Origin of the sequence: Priestia sp. TSO9 (assembly GCF_021029645.1) — a bacterium.
GTDB lineage: Bacteria > Bacillota > Bacilli > Bacillales > Bacillaceae_H > Priestia > Priestia megaterium_E.
On sequence record NZ_JAJEKD010000015.1, the window covers coordinates 1,484,671 to 1,501,153 of the forward strand.

Genomic DNA, 16,483 nt, shown 5'->3' on the forward strand with positions numbered 1-16,483 from the left:
CGGGTCGGGACTGACCCCATGGAGTGAGACAAATAAAAAACACCTTTAAGTTAAAAAACGGGTATGTAGTACCTAACAATAACTTGGAGGTGTTTTTTCTATGGGGACAAGAGTAAGCTATCCAGTAGAAGTTAAATTACAAGCAATTGAAATGAGATTGGCAGGAATCCCCGTCAAAGAAGTGATGGAAACGTTACAGATTCGCAATCGTACGCAGCTTCAAACATGGATGAGATGGCATAAAAATGGAGAAGCCTATCGTTTAGCACAGCCCGTTGGGCAAAGCTACACCCATCAAAAGGGGTCCCATTCTCAAGATGCTTTATCAACGTTAAAAGCTGAAAATCAATATTTAAAGCAACAGAATGACGTGTTAAAAAAGTACAAAGAATTGGAAAGGGAGTGGTACGAGAAGTTGTATTGAATGTAGTGGAAGAATTAAAAAAGCAGTTGCCGATCTCTCAAATCTGTCAGTGCCTAGGGGTTCCTCGATCTACTTATTATCGTTGGCAGAAAAATGAGCAACGAGAAGAAATGAAGAGAAAAAAACGAATCGAACGAAAAATTGGTGAACAGTGCCGCAACCATAAATTTCGATATGGATATCGAAAAATTACAGCGTTACTCAATCAAACCATGCATATCAACCATAAAACCGTGCAGCGTGTTATGCAGAAATACAGTTGGCAATGCCGAGTAAAAAGAAAAAAACGGAAACAAACAGGACAACCTTATCAGGTTGTAGAAAACGTGTTAAACCGTAATTTCCGAGCAGAGCGCCCTCTTCAAAAGCTGGTTACGGATATTACCTACTTGCCTTTTGGACCCAAACAGTTGTATCTTTCAAGTGTTCAAGATTTATTTAATGGAGAAATTATTGCGTATTCCATTGGTGATTGCCAAAACGTAGAATTTGTTTTAGATACATTAAGTCAACTCCCTCCTTTGCCTGAAGGATGTACGTTGCATAGCGACCAAGGTTCGGTTTACACGTCCTATGCGTATCAACAAAAAGTCAAAGAAAGAGGCATCATCATGAGTATGTCCCGTAAAGGGACACCAGCTGATAATGCCTCCATTGAATCGTTTCATTCCATCCTAAAGTCTGAAACGTTTTACCTCGACGAGTTAACATGTACTACGACTGCCATCGTAGAACAAACCGTCGAAAACTATATTACTTATTATAACCATATCCGTATTCAAACAAAACTAAACAACCAGTCACCGGTACAATACCGAAAACTGGCTGTTTAAAAGGTGTTTTGATCCCTGTCTCGAAATCAGGGGTCAGTCCCGTCTGTAAGGTGTTTTTTTATGTATCTTTCGCTCTCAGCGGAAGACCTGCTTCATTAAACGATCCCGAACAAATGGCAAATTAAAAAATGAACGAACAGCTAGACTGCGGATAAATGAATTTCCAAACAGCGAATTTAAAACACGGTATCTCATTTGATAGCCCAGCGTTCCAACAACTAAAAGCGTAAGTACCAATACAATATGTCTCATTTTCAAGCCTCCTTACGTTTACTTTGCTCCTATGACGAACATTTTATGCTCTTATATAGGTAAAAGCAGGATAAGGGTTCCGCCTGTAAAAGCAGCAAGCAAAATAGCGGCAAGATTTACAACATCATTGTTAAAGAAAGTTATTCCTTTCTCTTTTATCGTTGGCTTACGGCAATGATCTTTCCGTTCCGTTTCAATACCGCAGCTTTGACAGCGAAAGCGAACTTGCACACTTGCTCCAAGAAGAGTGTCTATAGCGTTTCCAATAAAACCAAAGCACCCGACTAGCAATATACTACTTAGCGATACGGATGGAAAAGCAAAATAACAAGCGGCAGCAATAAGAAAAGCTCCGGCTGCTCCGGCTGCTGTACCTAAAAGTGAAACGGCTCCTGAGGTACCCGCTTCTACTCTCTTTAATGTCCAAAGGTAAAACGGCTGCTTCTTACTAAGAGACCCTATTTCAGATGCCCATGTGTCCGCATTAGCAGCTGAGATACTGATCATAAACATCCACATGTAAACAGGAAAAGCTGTTGCAGCATATAACAAACCGCAAGCAGCAGCTACACCTCCATTAGCAAGGACTTGAATATAATCTCGCCTGTCGTGCTTCTCTAGCTTTTCTTCTAATGCGCGTTTTTTTTCTTTTTTGTACTTACTACACAACGTAGAAGTGCTAAAAAATAAGAGTAAGAGTAAAAAACCTTGCAGCGAAAAACCGATATAAACGCTCGCTCCTACGATAAAAGACATGCAGGCTCCCGATACTGTCAGTGCTTTTGCTATGTAGCCTGCTCCTGCCATGAGTAATATTACAATTATCATGACAGCATCAAACGGATTCACAGCAAATAAGCTCCTTCTCTGTCAAAATATATTCAACGGGAATATCATGAGATTCATATGGGACCTCTGAAACGACTTGACAATCAAACGCAAGGCTTAGCTTCTGTCCGCTATAATCTGTTAGATAACGATCGTAATAGCCGCCTCCATAGCCGATACGATATCCATTTTTGCTATATACCACGCCAGGCACAAGGAGTAAATCAATTGAAGATTTTGAAACGGGAACAGTTTCTTCAACAATTGGCTCCGCTAACCCGTAGTACACTGTTTCAAGCTGTGAAAAATTCATGATCTCGTAGAAAACCATTTGAGATGTTGTGGGGTTGCATTTTGGAACAGCTACTTTCTTTCCATCTTTCCAAGCACGTTCAATGATGGCTTTCGTATTAACTTCTTTATTTCTTGAAACCGTAGCTGCAATGACTCTAGCTTCTTTCCATAAACAAGTTTCATACAGTGCATTTGCTATGCTTGTTGAATGTGCCTCGTGCTGATCTTCAGAAATTAAATTAAGAACGCGCTTCATCTCTTTGCGCAGATGAGATTTCATTTGAATTCCCCCTATAAAAAAAACAGCAGGATTGTACTCCTACTGCTTACTTTGTTTCGCGATGAAGTGTAACTTTTTTAAGTCTTGGGCTGTATTTTTTTAACTCAAGACGATCTGGGTTATTACGCTTGTTTTTAGTTGTAATGTAATTACGGTCACCAGTTTCAGTGCAAGCTAATGTAACGTTTACGCGCATCTATTTTCCCTCCAAACATTATAAACATAAATCAGACTTTAATATAATATCATTTTTCGAAAGGAAATGCCAGTCTGTTTTTTTGAAGAAAGTCATTTAATTTCATTTCTTCACTTTTTCTTTCCTCTTAGAGCCCTGAGCTCCTTCTCTCCTACGCCTTATCTATAGATGAAGTGTCTTGAAATAAGCGGAACTCTTTTTACGAGAGGCGCACTTCCTTTCTTTTAAATAAAATCCATTATTTACACTCTTTGATACTCTTGTATTTTTTCTACAAAATATGCCGACAGCTTCTTGGCAGTCTGAGTGTTTAACGCCTCTGAATAAATATTTAATACAGGCAAGTGACCATCGGGCAAAATAAGCGTCCATTCATGGGGATCATGGTAAATCTTTAAGCCATCAATGACATACACTTGTTTACCGATTGCTTCTTCTAATAGTTTCTTCATGACTTGTTCTTGAATTTCTAGCGGACATGAAATATACCGCCAGTTCATATAAGCGTGCGGGACATATTGAATCATTTCAGAAATTTTTCGCTGTTGCACCATAATTAATTCGATCAGCTGACATAAAGCATACATGGCATCTAACTGAAATTGAACGGGCCCCAAAAGACTAAGTAAATCACGTTTTTTTGCTTTTGTCCTCATAAATGATTGATTGAGAGATTGAGCAAATGTTTCTAGTGTGGATGAATAGTGTATAGGAATAGGAACGAATGCTACTTTTTTTGTCATGTATACGCTATAAATATAAAGCGACATAATTTCTGAGTCATTTACGCTGCAGCCTTTTTCATCATATAGAGCAAATGTTTCTCCATCTTCTTTAATCTGAATACAAAAAGACAGCTTATTTCGTTTAATTATTCGTTTGATTTCTTCTGCTTTCTCCCATTTGTTTAAAAATAAAACATGGACACGAAGACGCTTACATAATAGTTCGACAACTTCCTGTATAAGCGGCGAACAAATCACGCCAATCCGCATATTGTCTTCTAATAAAGCATACTGATTAATTGATTTTACTAAAGCAGCACAATATTCTCCCCTGATATTTCCTATGCTTGTTTCTTTAAATGAAACAGAAGTCGTTACGTTTGCTTTTTTAGCTTGAAGGTACATCCGCTCAATCTTTTTTTCAATAAGCTGATTAACTAATTGCCCTTTATTATCATATATTTCTAAAAACAGGCCGCTGTTTTTGCTATCCACACCAATATAAATACCAATGCTCGCTTGTGAAGTCATCATGTAATATCGAAATACCGGAAGAGCTTCTTTTTTAATATCATACACAGCTGAATGATTACTTCGTAAAAAAGAAAAGCATTCTTTGCGAAGCTGAGTGGCTTCTCCGTCATCATCGCTTGCTAGACAGAACGACCCTTGATGTTTGCATACAAGTAATAACGCATTGTATAGTCTTTCTCGATCAACAGATGAATGTACATACAGGCGACCGTTTTTGAAGATAGAAACATCTGGCTTTACAGAAAGTTGGGGTAGCACTTGATTTCCAGCTACTGTATCTTGGACATACGTAGTCATTGCTTGAACATTTACATAGGGACCTATCGTAGCGTTGTATAAAAACGATTCTGCCCCCACCGTTACGTTTTGAAGCAAAATCGTTTTATCGATTGCAGCATGTGCTTCTATGATGCTATTGGTTCCAATAATCGTGTAAGGACCAATTGAAGCACCTTTTTTAATCACCACATTTTCTCCTACGTAAACCGGATCGTAAACAGTCACCCCTTCTTCTATGAGCGCGTCATCTGAGACAATACTTTCCTGTCTATTGCCAAACCACTTGCTCCACAAATCATAGTGTGCTTGACGATAATGGTGGATTTGCCCAATATCAATCCAATAATCTTCCGTTACAAAGCTGCACACAGTATGATTATATTCCAAAAGAAGCGGGATAATGTCAAAGCTAAAATCTGTAGGACCATAAGAATTCACGTAATCAAGAACGGATTTTTTGATCACATACACTCCCGTATTAATCAATCGGCTATTGGCCTGTTCGTAGGTCGGTTTCTCTACAAACCCAGTGACTCGATACCCTTCATCTATCGTCACCACTCCATAGCCCCGCACGTCGTTTACTTCTTTTGTAACAATGGTCATTTCGCTTTTTTGTTCATAATGAAAATGAATAACGTCTTGAAGATTAATTTCTGTTAAGGCATCTCCACTAATAATAATACAGTCTTCCTCAATAAAGGCCTCTGCTCGCTTAATTCCGCCCGCCGTTCCAAGAGGCTCTTTTTCGATAAAATAAGTAAGCGTCACTCCCCACTGAGAGCCATCCCCAAAGTATTCAATAATTTGTTCATGCCTATACTGCAGCGTAATCCCAATCTCTGTAATTCCATGTTTCTTAAGCAGTTCAATGCTATATTCCATCACAGGTTTATCGTAAAGCGGTAGCATAGGCTTTGGAATCGTATAGGTCAAGGGCTGCAGTCTTGTTCCTTTACCGCCAGCAAGTATAATGGCTTTCAATTTTTTGCCTCCCTTCTTTTTTTATCCTGGCAAATCTGATGTTGAAACAGCTTACTTGTATCAATAGCGATTTTTTCCCAGCTAAACATAGTTGTTGCTTTTCTATACCCATTTTCGCTGATTTTTGCAGCCGTTTTTTCATTTTTTAACAAAAATTCAATACAGTTGATTAATTCGAGCGTATCTCCTCGGGCAAACGTCAGGCCCGTGTCAAAATGTGAAACAATATCGCTTAGACCTCCTGTATCGGCAACGATAGTTGGCTTCTTGGCTACCATCCCCTCTAAAGCCACAATTCCAAAAGGTTCATATAAACTTGGAAAAACAACCATTTTGCAAGCTTGAAGAAGCTGATTTCGTTCGTTATCGGTAATGTATCCAATAAAATACACGTATTTGTCTAGTTGCTTTTCACTTACCTGTGTTCGAAACTCATGAAGTAAAGGCCCTTTTCCTGCTACAACGAATTGAACATCTATTTGTTTTTTCTTAAATAGTTCCGCTGCTTCAATAAATAGCTGAAATCCTTTTTCATATACAATTCGTCCAATTGAAAAAATAATAGGGGCCTTTCTAAAATTATATTTCTTTTGTAAACTTTCTTTTAACCGCTCATTTACTGCGTCGACTACCAGCTGCTTGTCAATTCCATTTGGAAATATAGCAATTTTATCTTGCTCTACGTGAAATAAAGTGATTAATTCCTTCTTCATATAGTCGCTGCAGACAATGATTGAGCTTGATTGTCGAATCAGCTCCTCTTCTTGCAAGTGAATTTTTTGCTGCATGTCATTATGAATACCATTATTGCGCCCATGTTCTGTCGCATGAATGGTCGTAATTAGCGGTCTATCCGTTTTATCTGCTAAACATTTTGCAGCGGATGCAACAAGCCAGTCATGAGCATGAATAACGTCAAAAGACAGCTTGTAGCCTAATTGCAGTCCTCTAAGAGCCATAGCCACGTTCAAGCTGTTTACCCATGTCAAAAAATCCGGATGATGAGGCTGCAGGCTTTTAACTCGGTAAACGTGAACACCGTATAAACGCTCATATTCCGGCAGCCCCTCTACATACGTTGTTAATACACTAACGTGATGGCCTGCCTTTGCTAACGCTCTGGATAAATCAAATACATGTCGTGCAAGTCCTCCGATAACTAGAGGAGGGAATTCCCATGCAAGCATTAAAATGGAGAGACCGCCTTTATATTGATTTACTGATAAAGCCGCTGGCTCTATCTCTTTTGTAGGGTATAAAAAAGAACTGCCTGAAAGAAAACTGTTTTCGCTATCCATCCTTGGATTCTCTTCGTGACAGAGAAAATCAAATAGTTTTACTTGCCTTTCGTATTCATCTTTGACTTTTTCAAAATTATAAAGCCAATCGCTGCTACTTAAAAGAAGCCACTGTCGGTAGATAGTATTCACCACGCTAGGATGTTTAGAATCGATAACATCTAGCATCGCCTCTGACTTCTGTACGGTTGAAATAAACAATTGATTGTTCTCACTGACAAATTCGGCGCTTTTTGTTGCACCGTAGAGTGCAAGAGTTTCGTTTTGATGAAACTCTATATCCCTCGCGTAATCTAAAGGATATTGAAATGTACCGCTTGCTGCTTGCATTCGCTGAAAGCCAAGCGTGTCCTTAGCCTTCAAATCCAAAAAAACGCTCGCTTTATTGATTGTTCCTTCCTCAACTTGTTTTCCTTGCTTAGGATATGGAAACAAGATAATGCCAGCAGGCGACTTTTTTAGTTCATCTGTTGATGACTTCACAAAGGTATAGCGCATTTCATGAGAATTTAGGAGCATATCTACTTGATGAGTATACTCTCCTTGCTGTATAAAAAAACCGACGGGCTTTTTTTCAAAAAACTGTTGAAAAACACGTATTGCTTCTGTAATTTGGAGATTTAATGTTTGTTCGGTTTTAAGGGTGGAAACGAACGCGTTCGTTACGGTAGTAGGAATACACTCCATCATGTCATGCTGAAAAAAATATTTGCAGGCTGAGAACAAGCTCCCGTTCCACTTTTTAAAAAAAGTGAGTGCTCTCTGATGCTGCCGGCTTGAAAACTGGTGTAAATACCGCGCGTAACGAGTGTTAAACTCCTCGTCGTTTAATGCGTTCAAAAACACACAAGACATCACAGCTGTTGCACCTATCAATTTCTTAGACTCAATTTGATCTAAAAAAGGGATGAACTCGTTCGTTACTTGTTCAAACAGCAGATACTCACTCTCTGTTTGAAGTACATGTAGCAAGGGATAATGCATATAAGTTAAAAGAATACAGTCATCACTATTCATATTGCTTCTTCACCTGCTCCAAGTCATTTGAATATAAGGAATATGTGCTAAATTCATTTTGAACACCCTGGTGAACTTTTACAGGTTCGTACATCCAGCTCAACGAAGTTACATTCACTTGTTCATATTTTTCTTTCATCAAATAAACCGGATTGGAACGAAGAAGGGAAAAAAAACTTCCTTCTTTATCTTGAATACCAATATCTATTACATACGTGCGCTCACTTTCCAAGCTGTTCATAAACATGAAGTCTTGCTTAGGAGTAAGACCCTTCATATAATAGCGGTTTGATTCATGGCCGTTAAAATGAAGACCTGTTATATCATACGTACACATAGCTAGGTTCAATTCTTCCCACCGTGTCGAAAACATACTTTCTACCATCTCTCGAATATGCTCAGAAAACGACCAGTGAACATAAATACGAGATGAGTCAAGCTGAGTAGCTATACACACATTTAAGTTTTGAATAAGATTAGCAGCCACTGTTTTATCACTTCGTTTCTTAGAATGTTTTTTCTACATATAAATGCCGTATAAACTTATTAACATCTTACCATTCAGAAAAAGTTGCCACAATAAACGCAATTTGTCGATTTGTGTTAAAAATTCAGGTTAACATAGTAATTATAATTTACTAACAAAAAAACCTCTTCGCTTATTAGAAGAGGTTTTTCTACTATTCGTTTAAGTCGTAGCGTTTGCCTTTTACAAGGTAAAATACGCTTTCTGCTACGTTAGTGGTATGATCAGCCATACGCTCTAAATAGCGGGCTACAAATAAAAGCTGCGTAATTTGGTTCATAGCCTCCTGCTTTTCTTTAGCAAGACTTAAAAGTTCTTTGATTGTTATTCCGTAGAGCTCATCCACTTGATCGTCCATTTCCGCTACTTTTTTAGCCAGCACAAGATCTTCCTCGTGATAAGCTTTTAACGAAAGGCTCAACATTTCAATCGAAATATCGTGCATTTTCTTTACGTGTTCTAACGGCTTAATTAATTCTTCGTTTCCAATTCGTATAGCTGATTTTGCTACGTTAACCGCAAAATCTGCCATACGCTCAACATCCGAAGCAATTTTAATTGCCACAATGATACGTCTTAAATCGATAGCCACGGGCTGCTGCTTTGCAATCAGTAAGATAGCTAGGTCATTAATTTCTTCTTCTAAGTCATCCACGTATGAATCGCCGTCGATAATTTCTAGCGCCAGCTCAACGTTGCTTGTTTGCAACGCTTCAATTGATTTTGATAGCGCCTCATGCGTTAAACGCCCTATTTCTAATAATTTTTCACGTAATATCTTTAAATCACCATGAAACTTTTCGCGTACAACCACTCATCCCATCTCCTTGTATGTCTTAACCGAAACGACCTGTAATATAATCTTCTGTGCGTTTATCAGATGGCATTGAGAAGATTTTATCTGTTTCTGCGTACTCTACCACTTCTCCATTTAAGAAAAATGCTGTTTTATCTGAAATACGTGCCGCTTGCTGCATATTATGTGTAACAATAATAATGCTGAAGTCTTTCTTTAATTCTTGTACTAACTCTTCTACTTTTAATGTTGAAATTGGATCGAGTGCAGAAGTAGGCTCATCCATTAAAATAACGTCGGGTTCAATAGCCAAGCAGCGCGCAATACAGATACGCTGCTGTTGTCCACCTGACAACCCATTCGCATTTTGATTCAAACGATCTTTAACTTCGTCCCAAATAGCTGCTCCTCGTAAACTTTTTTCAACAATTTCATCTAGTTTTTTCTTATTGCGAACGCCATGAATTCTTGGGCCGTACGCAATATTATCATAAATAGATTTTGGGAACGGATTTGGCTTTTGAAAAACCATTCCTACTTGCGTGCGCAGCTCTTCCACGTGGTACGATTTATCAAAAATATTTTTCCCTCTATACTCAATTTCACCTGATGTACGGACAATTGGAGTCATTTCTACCATACGATTTAACGTTTTAATATATGTTGATTTTCCGCAGCCTGATGGACCGATGATCGCAGTAACTTCGTTAGCATGAATGTCTAAATCAATATTTTTTAAGGCATGTGTGTTGCCATACCATAAATTCAAACCTTTTGTTTTATATACAATTTCTTTTGTTTGCGGAGTATTTACTTTTTCTTTGTTAGTCAATTCCATTGTTATTGCCATTGGATAATCCTCCTTCATCGTCTTTAACCGTTTTGAGCACAATAAAAGTCTCTCTATGTCTATTTAATATCTATTGTTTACTATCAGTGTAAATAAATACGAGAAGCCGAAACGCTTCCCCTTATTTTGATCATTTCTATTAACCCTTACACTTACAGAATAATAGCCGACTATTAATTGTGTTTTAACTCAATGTAAAGCTTTTGTAAACGAAGGTCTATCTGCGTGTTTTTTAGGTAAAAAACTAGTTCTTACGACCCTTAAATTCAATAAAAAACCATATATGTAAAGATTTCTAATAAAAAAAGAAGAGGTAGAGACATAACTAAATTAATTCAATCTAAAGATGGGTAAATTGGATAAATAAGCTAGTAAGAACCACTTCCGACCCCGCTGTTGATTTTCGTGAAAGGCTTCGCTTTTCCTGGAGGAGTCTTCACCTTGCTCTCCAATCAACCGCTAAAAGGGCCTATCTACACGAAATCTACGTTCACTCTACCAATAAAAAAATCCGAACGAAGCTGATTCTTAATCAACTTCGTTCGGATCTTACTTTAACTAATATGCTTTTATTCCAGCCTCTTTAATTGGCGTCGTTTGCAATGACAGCCTGTTGATTCTCTTCTTGGTCTTTTACTTCTTGTTCACCTTTTTTCTTTAAATCAAAATACGTATCGAGCGCAGAACGAGCAAGCTCTTTTGTAATGGTATTTGGTGCACTTGGCACAAATGCCGATGGTACCACGACAGCTACTGCAATTTCAGGATCATTCGCCGGAGCAAAGGCCACAAAGTTTGAATTATTAACTTTAATCGGGTCCTTTCCGCTTGGGTTTTTCTCATAGGCTTGTGCCGTTCCTGATTTACCAGCAGGATTATAGTTCGCTGTATGGAAAGCTGCATACCCTGTACCGCCTTGTTCTTGCGTAACGCGTTTAAAACCATTTTGAACATCTTTAATGTATTCTTCTTTCATCGTGATACGATTTAACACATCAGGTTCAAATGAATGCTGCGTACCGCCAATTTCATCGGTTTTAATCGTTGGTTTTCGGATTTCTTTTACTAGCTGCGGCTTAATGCGATACCCTCCATTAGCTATTGCAGAAGTATATTGAACAAGCTGCAGCGGCGTGTACGTATCATACTGACCAATTCCTAAATCAAGCGCCGTACCTGGAACATCGCTTCCGCCTTGGACACCTGTTGATTCGTTATCAAGGTCTATGCCTGTTGATACGCCTAAGCCGAACTGACTGTAGTAAGAACGCAGTTCGCTGAATGTATCAGGTTTAATCGGTAAAGTCATGTTTTTATGATACTGTAACCCAGCCATAGCCATTACCGTTTTAAACATAAATACGTTGGATGAATATTTTAACGCAGCTGAATACGTTAAGGGTCCTAGCCCTTCAGCCTCAGCTGATTTTTTAACCGGTGTTCCTTTAATTTTTAAGGGTTCATCAACGAACACTGTGTTTGGCTTAATAGCTCCTGAATCTAAGCCGGCTAAAACCGTTGCTCCTTTTACAACAGAGCCCATTGTATAAGATGTTGAAATATTTCCTAATGCAAAATCTTCTATTTTAGGCGCTCCAGTCTTCTTATCAATGGTGTATTTTTTACCTGCCATTGTTAAAATTTCTCCCGTGTGAGGATCCATCATAATAACAAAAGCACGGTCTAAAAATTGCGTTCCTTTCATTTGCTTTTTGGCTAAAAGTTGGTCCGTAATTTGTTTTTCTACCGCTTTTTGAAGCTCCATATCAATAGTTAAAACCAAATCACTGCCGCGTTCACCTTTAGACACTTGAATTGTATCAAGGAGATTTCCTTTTTTATCTGTTACATATTGAACTTTTTCTTTTTGACCGCTGAGCTGAGCTTCGTATTGCTTCTCTAAATAGCTCGTCCCAACTTGGTCATTTCGGCTATAGCCTCTTGACAAGTAATACTGTACTTTATCTTTAGGCAGTCCTTCGTTGGCAGATGATACATTTCCAAGCAAAGTACGGAGAGTACTGTTTTCTGGGTATGAGCGATCCCAATACGTTGTTGTATCAACACCTGGAAGCTCATCTAAGTGCTCACTTACAACGGCATACTCTTCATTTGTCACACCGCTCTTAACAATTTGCGGGGTGTTAGAGTAACCTGCCTCCATTTGGCGCTTAATAGCCAGAACTTCTAAATCACTCTTTAGAGTTTCTAAATCTTTTTTAGAGATGCGGTCTAACTGACGTTGATACAGTTCGTCATCAGTCATTTCACCATCTTGAACTTTTTTGCGATCAGCTTGCGTAATTTTCTGTTCCGCTTCTTTAGGATGAAGCATAATCCAATAATCCTTCATATCGCGTTCTGTAATTTTTACCACATTTTTAGCATCTTTATTCTTTTTATTTTCTGGAATATCAATCACATTTGTGGTGTAAGGAACATCGATCATAGTGGCTAACTTTTTAGCGATGCGCAGCCTTTCTTCAGCTGTATTTCCTTGAAAACGAGTATATGTAATCGTATTTAAAGAGGTATTATCTACAATTACGCGGTTATAACGGTCGTACATTTTCCCTCGAGGAACAGGCGTACTGACCGTAACGTCCTGTGTTTTTTCGACTTCTCGTTCGTAATTCTCACCGTATACAATTTGAACAAGTCCCAACCGCAAAATTAATACGGAAAATAGGGCAAATACGGTCAAGAAAAGTAAGTTCACACGAAAAGGCACGTGACTTTTTCTTCTTTTTTTCTTTTTCATACCAACACCTACACTTTATAAAACATATATACCATAACACCATAAAATCAGCCATTTAGCAAATAAATAGACACCTGGCAGGTGCCTATTTACACAACGTATTTATTCTAAAAGAAAAGCGCAGCATTTTCCATAGTACAAATGAAGGAGCTGACAACACTCTAAGCTGGAGACTCTCCGTCTCCTTCATTTAATACCGGAGGCGTAACAGTCGTTTCTTTTTTGTGAAGAGGCTGTGAGATATGTCTCACACAAAAATAAATGATCGTATGCCCTGCTCCAACAATAGCTAATAAAATGGGAATACTTTTTGCTTCATCAAAAAATAGTACAGCTATTAAAAATAAAGATATGGAAACGACGCGCCCGATATTCAGAAATACTTCTCTGACAACAATGTATTCAATTCTTTTTGAAACAACGTCTTTTGCTCGTCCAATCACATCGTATGTTAGAGAAATAAATGGAACCAACAAAATAGGATAGGCAATGGCAATACAAACAGCATATATAATTAACTTTGGATACGATAAGTTAAAGATAAGCAAAAAGACTGCTCCATAGAGAAGGAGGCCTCCTGTGAAGATAAACCGAAGGCGATTTTTTTGCTTAATAAACCTTGAGGCAACATAGTATCCTACAAACGCAACCGCTGAATTCACCAGTCCATATGTTCCTAAAGCTAATTCACTTCCCGTCGTAATAAACACCATGACGGATACAACAAAAATGAACGTACCTTCACGCAACCCTTGAAAGAAATGAGCCTGCAATATTCGATTCCAGTCTTTATTGACTTTTCGTTCAGCCCATACTTCTTTAAATTTGTATACTCCTTCCGCTGCGCGTCTTGTAATAAAAAAACTAAGCACAACGGCACCGATAAACAATAGCAACGATACACCAAACACAATTTTATACCCAAGTGATTCATACAAAGCGGAGATAACGAAGCCCGCTCCTAAAGGACCAATCATCCCTGCAAAAGAGTTTAAAATCCCTAAAAATCCGTTAAAAAAGTCTCTTGTATCAGGTTCTGTAATTTCAAAAGTTAGCACATTAAAAGCTAGCCAATAAAAGCCGTATCCTATACCCAGCAGTCCACCAAGCAATACTAAATACTCCGCTGCGTTAGCTCCACTGATTAATACAGCGATATAAAAAACAGCTAAAAAAGATACACCTAACCTTAAAACCACAACCCGGTCAATTCGTTTGGCCCATTTACCTGCTAAAATAAACGTAAGCGGCTGAAGCACCACTACCGCTAAATTATAAATAGCGAGATCCGAAAATTCGCCTGATTGTTTCCACAAATAAATGTTAACAAACGAATTGGAAATTGAAATAGCCAAGGCATAAAGACCGCCTATAATTAAAAGCAAAAGTAAATCTTTACTAACTTCTACATCTCCAACTACTTTTTTTAATAAAGGCATATCAAAAAACTCCTTTTCTCTTCTACACCTAGTGTGTGAAAAAGAAAAGGAGATATGTAAAAGAATTGGAAAACAAAAAAGCCAGTAAAGGTAATAATTACTTTACTGGCTCTTAAATACGTCTTCAGCTTATTTTGCAGCGTCGTAACGTTTAGCAACTTCGTCCCATTTTACAACATTAAAGAATGCTGAAATGTAATCTGGACGGCGGTTTTGGTAATTTAGGTAGTAAGCATGCTCCCAAACGTCTAGACCAAGAATTGGCGTTTTGCCTTCCATTAATGGGCTATCTTGGTTTGGTGTGCTTGTTACTTCTAATTCACCGTTGTTTACAACTAACCAAGCCCAGCCAGAACCGAAGCGAGTTTTAGCTGCATTTGCAAATTCTTCTTTGAATTGATCAAAGCTTCCGAATTTGCTAGCGATAGCGTCTGCTAATTCACCAGTTGGAGCACCGCCGCCGTTAGGGCAAAGGATTGTCCAAAATAATGAGTGGTTCGCATGACCGCCGCCGTTATTGCGTACTGCTGTACGGATATCTTCAGGAACAGCATCTAAATTTGAAATTAACTCTTCAATACTTTTGCTTTCTAGATCCGCTTTGCCTTCAACAGCAGCGTTTAGATTTGTAACATATGTGTTGTGATGTTTTGTGTGGTGAATATTCATTGTTTCTTTGTCGATATGTGGTTCCAGTGCATCGTATGCATAAGGTAGTTCTGGTAATGTGTAAGCCATGAATAATTCCTCCTTCAAAATATGTAAGCATTTTGGCGCAAAAGCACCATATACGTTTAGATTAGCAAATTTACCCTACTGTTTCAAATAAAAAGTTCCTAATCCATGATTTATATTTACCTAATTCCCATTCGCTATTCTTTTAAACATAAAAAAAGCTTCTTTTTCTCAAAAGAAGCTTTGAATAGACAATAGTATGGCGGAGGAAGAGGGATTCGAACCCCCGCGGGCTTTAACACCCCTGTCGGTTTTCAAGACCGATCCCTTCAGCCGGACTTGGGTATTCCTCCAACCCTATAAATGGTGGACCCTGCAGGACTCGAACCTGCGACCGGACGGTTATGAGCCGTCTGCTCTAACCAGCTGAGCTAAGGGTCCACATGGCTCCACAGGTAGGACTCGAACCTACGACCGATCGGTTAACAGCCGATAGCTCTACCACTGAGCTACTGTGGAACAATATGAGTTATGTATGTCACAAACGTAAATTGGAAAATAGCGGCGGAGGGGATCGAACCCCCGACCTCACGGGTATGAACCGTACGCTCTAGCCAGCTGAGCTACACCGCCATGGCTCCACAGGTAGGACTCGAACCTACGACCGATCGGTTAACAGCCGATAGCTCTACCACTGAGCTACTGTGGAACAATATAACATTTACTAGCGACATTAAAAATTTAACATGTTTCTAGCCTAAAGTCAATATATTATTTTAAAACAGCGTATAAAAAATAGGCAATCATCAGAAGTTGAATAAATCCTTTTGAAATAGCGCCACTAAAAAAGCCAATAACCGAACCTACTCCAATTTTTACTGCGTTACTAATTGTGGTCCGATGAACAATCAGTTCTCCTACAATCGCTCCGATAAACGGACCTAAAATAATTCCAAATCCCGGAATAACAAACGGACCCACAAGCAGCCCAACTGTACTTCCCCAAACACCTGCTTTAGTGCCTCCGAATTTTTTCACACCAATAATATTAGCTATATAGTCTGCTAAAAAAAGTGCGACAACTAACAATCCTTGTATCACCCAAAATAACCAGCTATAGGAGCTAAAATCATAAAATAAACCGTATATAACAAATCCTAGAGCTACAAATAGCACGCTTGGAATGATGGGATAAACCAACCCAACAAACGATACAACAAAGCTAATGATAATTAATGCCCAACATAAAATAGCCATGCCTGCACCTATCCTTTTTATTATTACTATTTATCATACAATAACCACTCCTATAAAGAAAGACCTTGCACCACTAGACCTTCCTTTATTTTACTTTCAAATACGATTTTCGAGTGTACCTCTGCAATATTAACAGCACGGTCCAGCTGCCCGTAATATCCCCAAAAACAATGACGGCAAAACCTGTACATACACGCATAAGATGTGCTTGTGACAAAACGCTCCACCGCATCAT

General features: G+C 38.6%; 15 protein-coding genes and 5 tRNA genes. 1 reads left to right on the plus strand and 19 read right to left on the minus strand.

The window, feature by feature from the left end; genetic code table 11:
* The first annotated feature begins 100 nt into the window (after positions 1-100).
* Positions 101-1,257 (plus strand): IS3 family transposase gene (locus LJC66_RS22875; protein WP_230933598.1). Its coding sequence is split into 2 segments (ribosomal slippage): positions 101-374 and positions 374-1,257, totalling 1,158 coding nucleotides; the frame shifts between segments, so codons are not numbered across the junction.
* A 75-nt stretch (positions 1,258-1,332) separates the two neighbouring features.
* On the opposite strand, the gene LJC66_RS22880 is transcribed toward LJC66_RS22875, so the two are convergent.
* From LJC66_RS22880 to LJC66_RS27870, 19 genes are all read right to left on the minus strand, one after another.
* On the minus strand, positions 1,333-1,509 hold the full coding sequence (locus tag LJC66_RS22880; protein WP_013059186.1) for a hypothetical protein: 177 nt from the start codon (positions 1,507-1,509) through the stop codon (positions 1,333-1,335).
* 51 nt (positions 1,510-1,560) lie between these two features.
* Complete coding sequence (locus LJC66_RS22885; RefSeq protein ID WP_230933599.1) at positions 1,561-2,358, minus strand: DUF92 domain-containing protein; 798 nt, start codon at positions 2,356-2,358, stop codon at positions 1,561-1,563.
* Positions 2,345-2,911, minus strand: a complete 567-nt coding sequence (locus LJC66_RS22890; RefSeq protein ID WP_195695898.1) for a 5-formyltetrahydrofolate cyclo-ligase — start codon at positions 2,909-2,911, stop codon at positions 2,345-2,347. The genes LJC66_RS22885 and LJC66_RS22890 overlap by 14 nt, the downstream gene beginning before the upstream one ends.
* 46 nt (positions 2,912-2,957) lie before the next feature.
* Positions 2,958-3,107, minus strand: coding sequence for a 50S ribosomal protein L33 (gene rpmG, locus LJC66_RS22895; RefSeq protein WP_013059189.1), 150 nt, complete (start codon positions 3,105-3,107; stop codon positions 2,958-2,960).
* A 242-nt stretch (positions 3,108-3,349) separates the two neighbouring features.
* Positions 3,350-5,629 carry a sugar phosphate nucleotidyltransferase gene (locus tag LJC66_RS22900; protein WP_230933600.1) on the minus strand — a complete coding sequence of 760 codons (2,280 nt, stop codon included), beginning with the start codon at positions 5,627-5,629 and terminating at the stop codon, positions 3,350-3,352.
* Positions 5,626-7,944, minus strand: coding sequence for a glycosyltransferase (locus LJC66_RS22905; RefSeq protein ID WP_230933601.1), 2,319 nt, complete (start codon positions 7,942-7,944; stop codon positions 5,626-5,628). Before LJC66_RS22905 ends, LJC66_RS22900 begins: the two co-directional genes overlap by 4 nt.
* Positions 7,937-8,431, minus strand: a complete 495-nt coding sequence (locus LJC66_RS22910) for a DUF4912 domain-containing protein (RefSeq protein ID WP_025750525.1) — start codon at positions 8,429-8,431, stop codon at positions 7,937-7,939. The genes LJC66_RS22905 and LJC66_RS22910 overlap by 8 nt, the downstream gene beginning before the upstream one ends.
* Before the next feature lie 193 nt (positions 8,432-8,624).
* Entirely contained in the window at positions 8,625-9,284 is a 660-nt protein-coding gene (phoU, locus tag LJC66_RS22915) for a phosphate signaling complex protein PhoU (protein WP_013059193.1), read from the minus strand.
* 22 nt (positions 9,285-9,306) lie between these two features.
* Positions 9,307-10,104 carry a phosphate ABC transporter ATP-binding protein PstB gene (gene pstB / locus LJC66_RS22920; protein WP_370506071.1) on the minus strand — a complete coding sequence of 266 codons (798 nt, stop codon included), beginning with the start codon at positions 10,102-10,104 and terminating at the stop codon, positions 9,307-9,309.
* A gap of 595 nt (positions 10,105-10,699) precedes the next feature.
* Entirely contained in the window at positions 10,700-12,877 is a 2,178-nt protein-coding gene (locus LJC66_RS22925) for a peptidoglycan D,D-transpeptidase FtsI family protein (protein WP_230933602.1), read from the minus strand.
* A gap of 161 nt (positions 12,878-13,038) precedes the next feature.
* On the minus strand, positions 13,039-14,316 hold the full coding sequence (locus LJC66_RS22930) for an MFS transporter (protein WP_050689133.1): 1,278 nt from the start codon (positions 14,314-14,316) through the stop codon (positions 13,039-13,041).
* Between the two features lie 129 nt (positions 14,317-14,445).
* On the minus strand, positions 14,446-15,054 hold the full coding sequence (gene sodA, locus LJC66_RS22935) for a superoxide dismutase (RefSeq protein ID WP_230933603.1): 609 nt from the start codon (positions 15,052-15,054) through the stop codon (positions 14,446-14,448).
* Between the two features lie 197 nt (positions 15,055-15,251).
* Positions 15,252-15,344, minus strand: a tRNA-Ser gene (locus tag LJC66_RS22940).
* A gap of 11 nt (positions 15,345-15,355) precedes the next feature.
* A tRNA-Ile gene (locus LJC66_RS22945) sits at positions 15,356-15,432 on the minus strand.
* A 3-nt stretch (positions 15,433-15,435) separates the two neighbouring features.
* Positions 15,436-15,510 (minus strand) — tRNA-Asn (locus tag LJC66_RS22950).
* A 40-nt stretch (positions 15,511-15,550) separates the two neighbouring features.
* Positions 15,551-15,624: transfer RNA gene (locus LJC66_RS22955), tRNA-Met, on the minus strand.
* Position 15,625: 1 nt separating this feature from the next.
* A tRNA-Asn gene (locus LJC66_RS22960) sits at positions 15,626-15,700 on the minus strand.
* Between the two features lie 62 nt (positions 15,701-15,762).
* Positions 15,763-16,248 carry a DUF456 domain-containing protein gene (locus LJC66_RS22965; protein ID WP_013059199.1) on the minus strand — a complete coding sequence of 162 codons (486 nt, stop codon included), beginning with the start codon at positions 16,246-16,248 and terminating at the stop codon, positions 15,763-15,765.
* 85 nt (positions 16,249-16,333) lie between these two features.
* Positions 16,334-16,465 carry a hypothetical protein gene (locus tag LJC66_RS27870; protein WP_269067684.1) on the minus strand — a complete coding sequence of 44 codons (132 nt, stop codon included), beginning with the start codon at positions 16,463-16,465 and terminating at the stop codon, positions 16,334-16,336.
* Between the last annotated feature and the right edge of the window lie 18 nt (positions 16,466-16,483).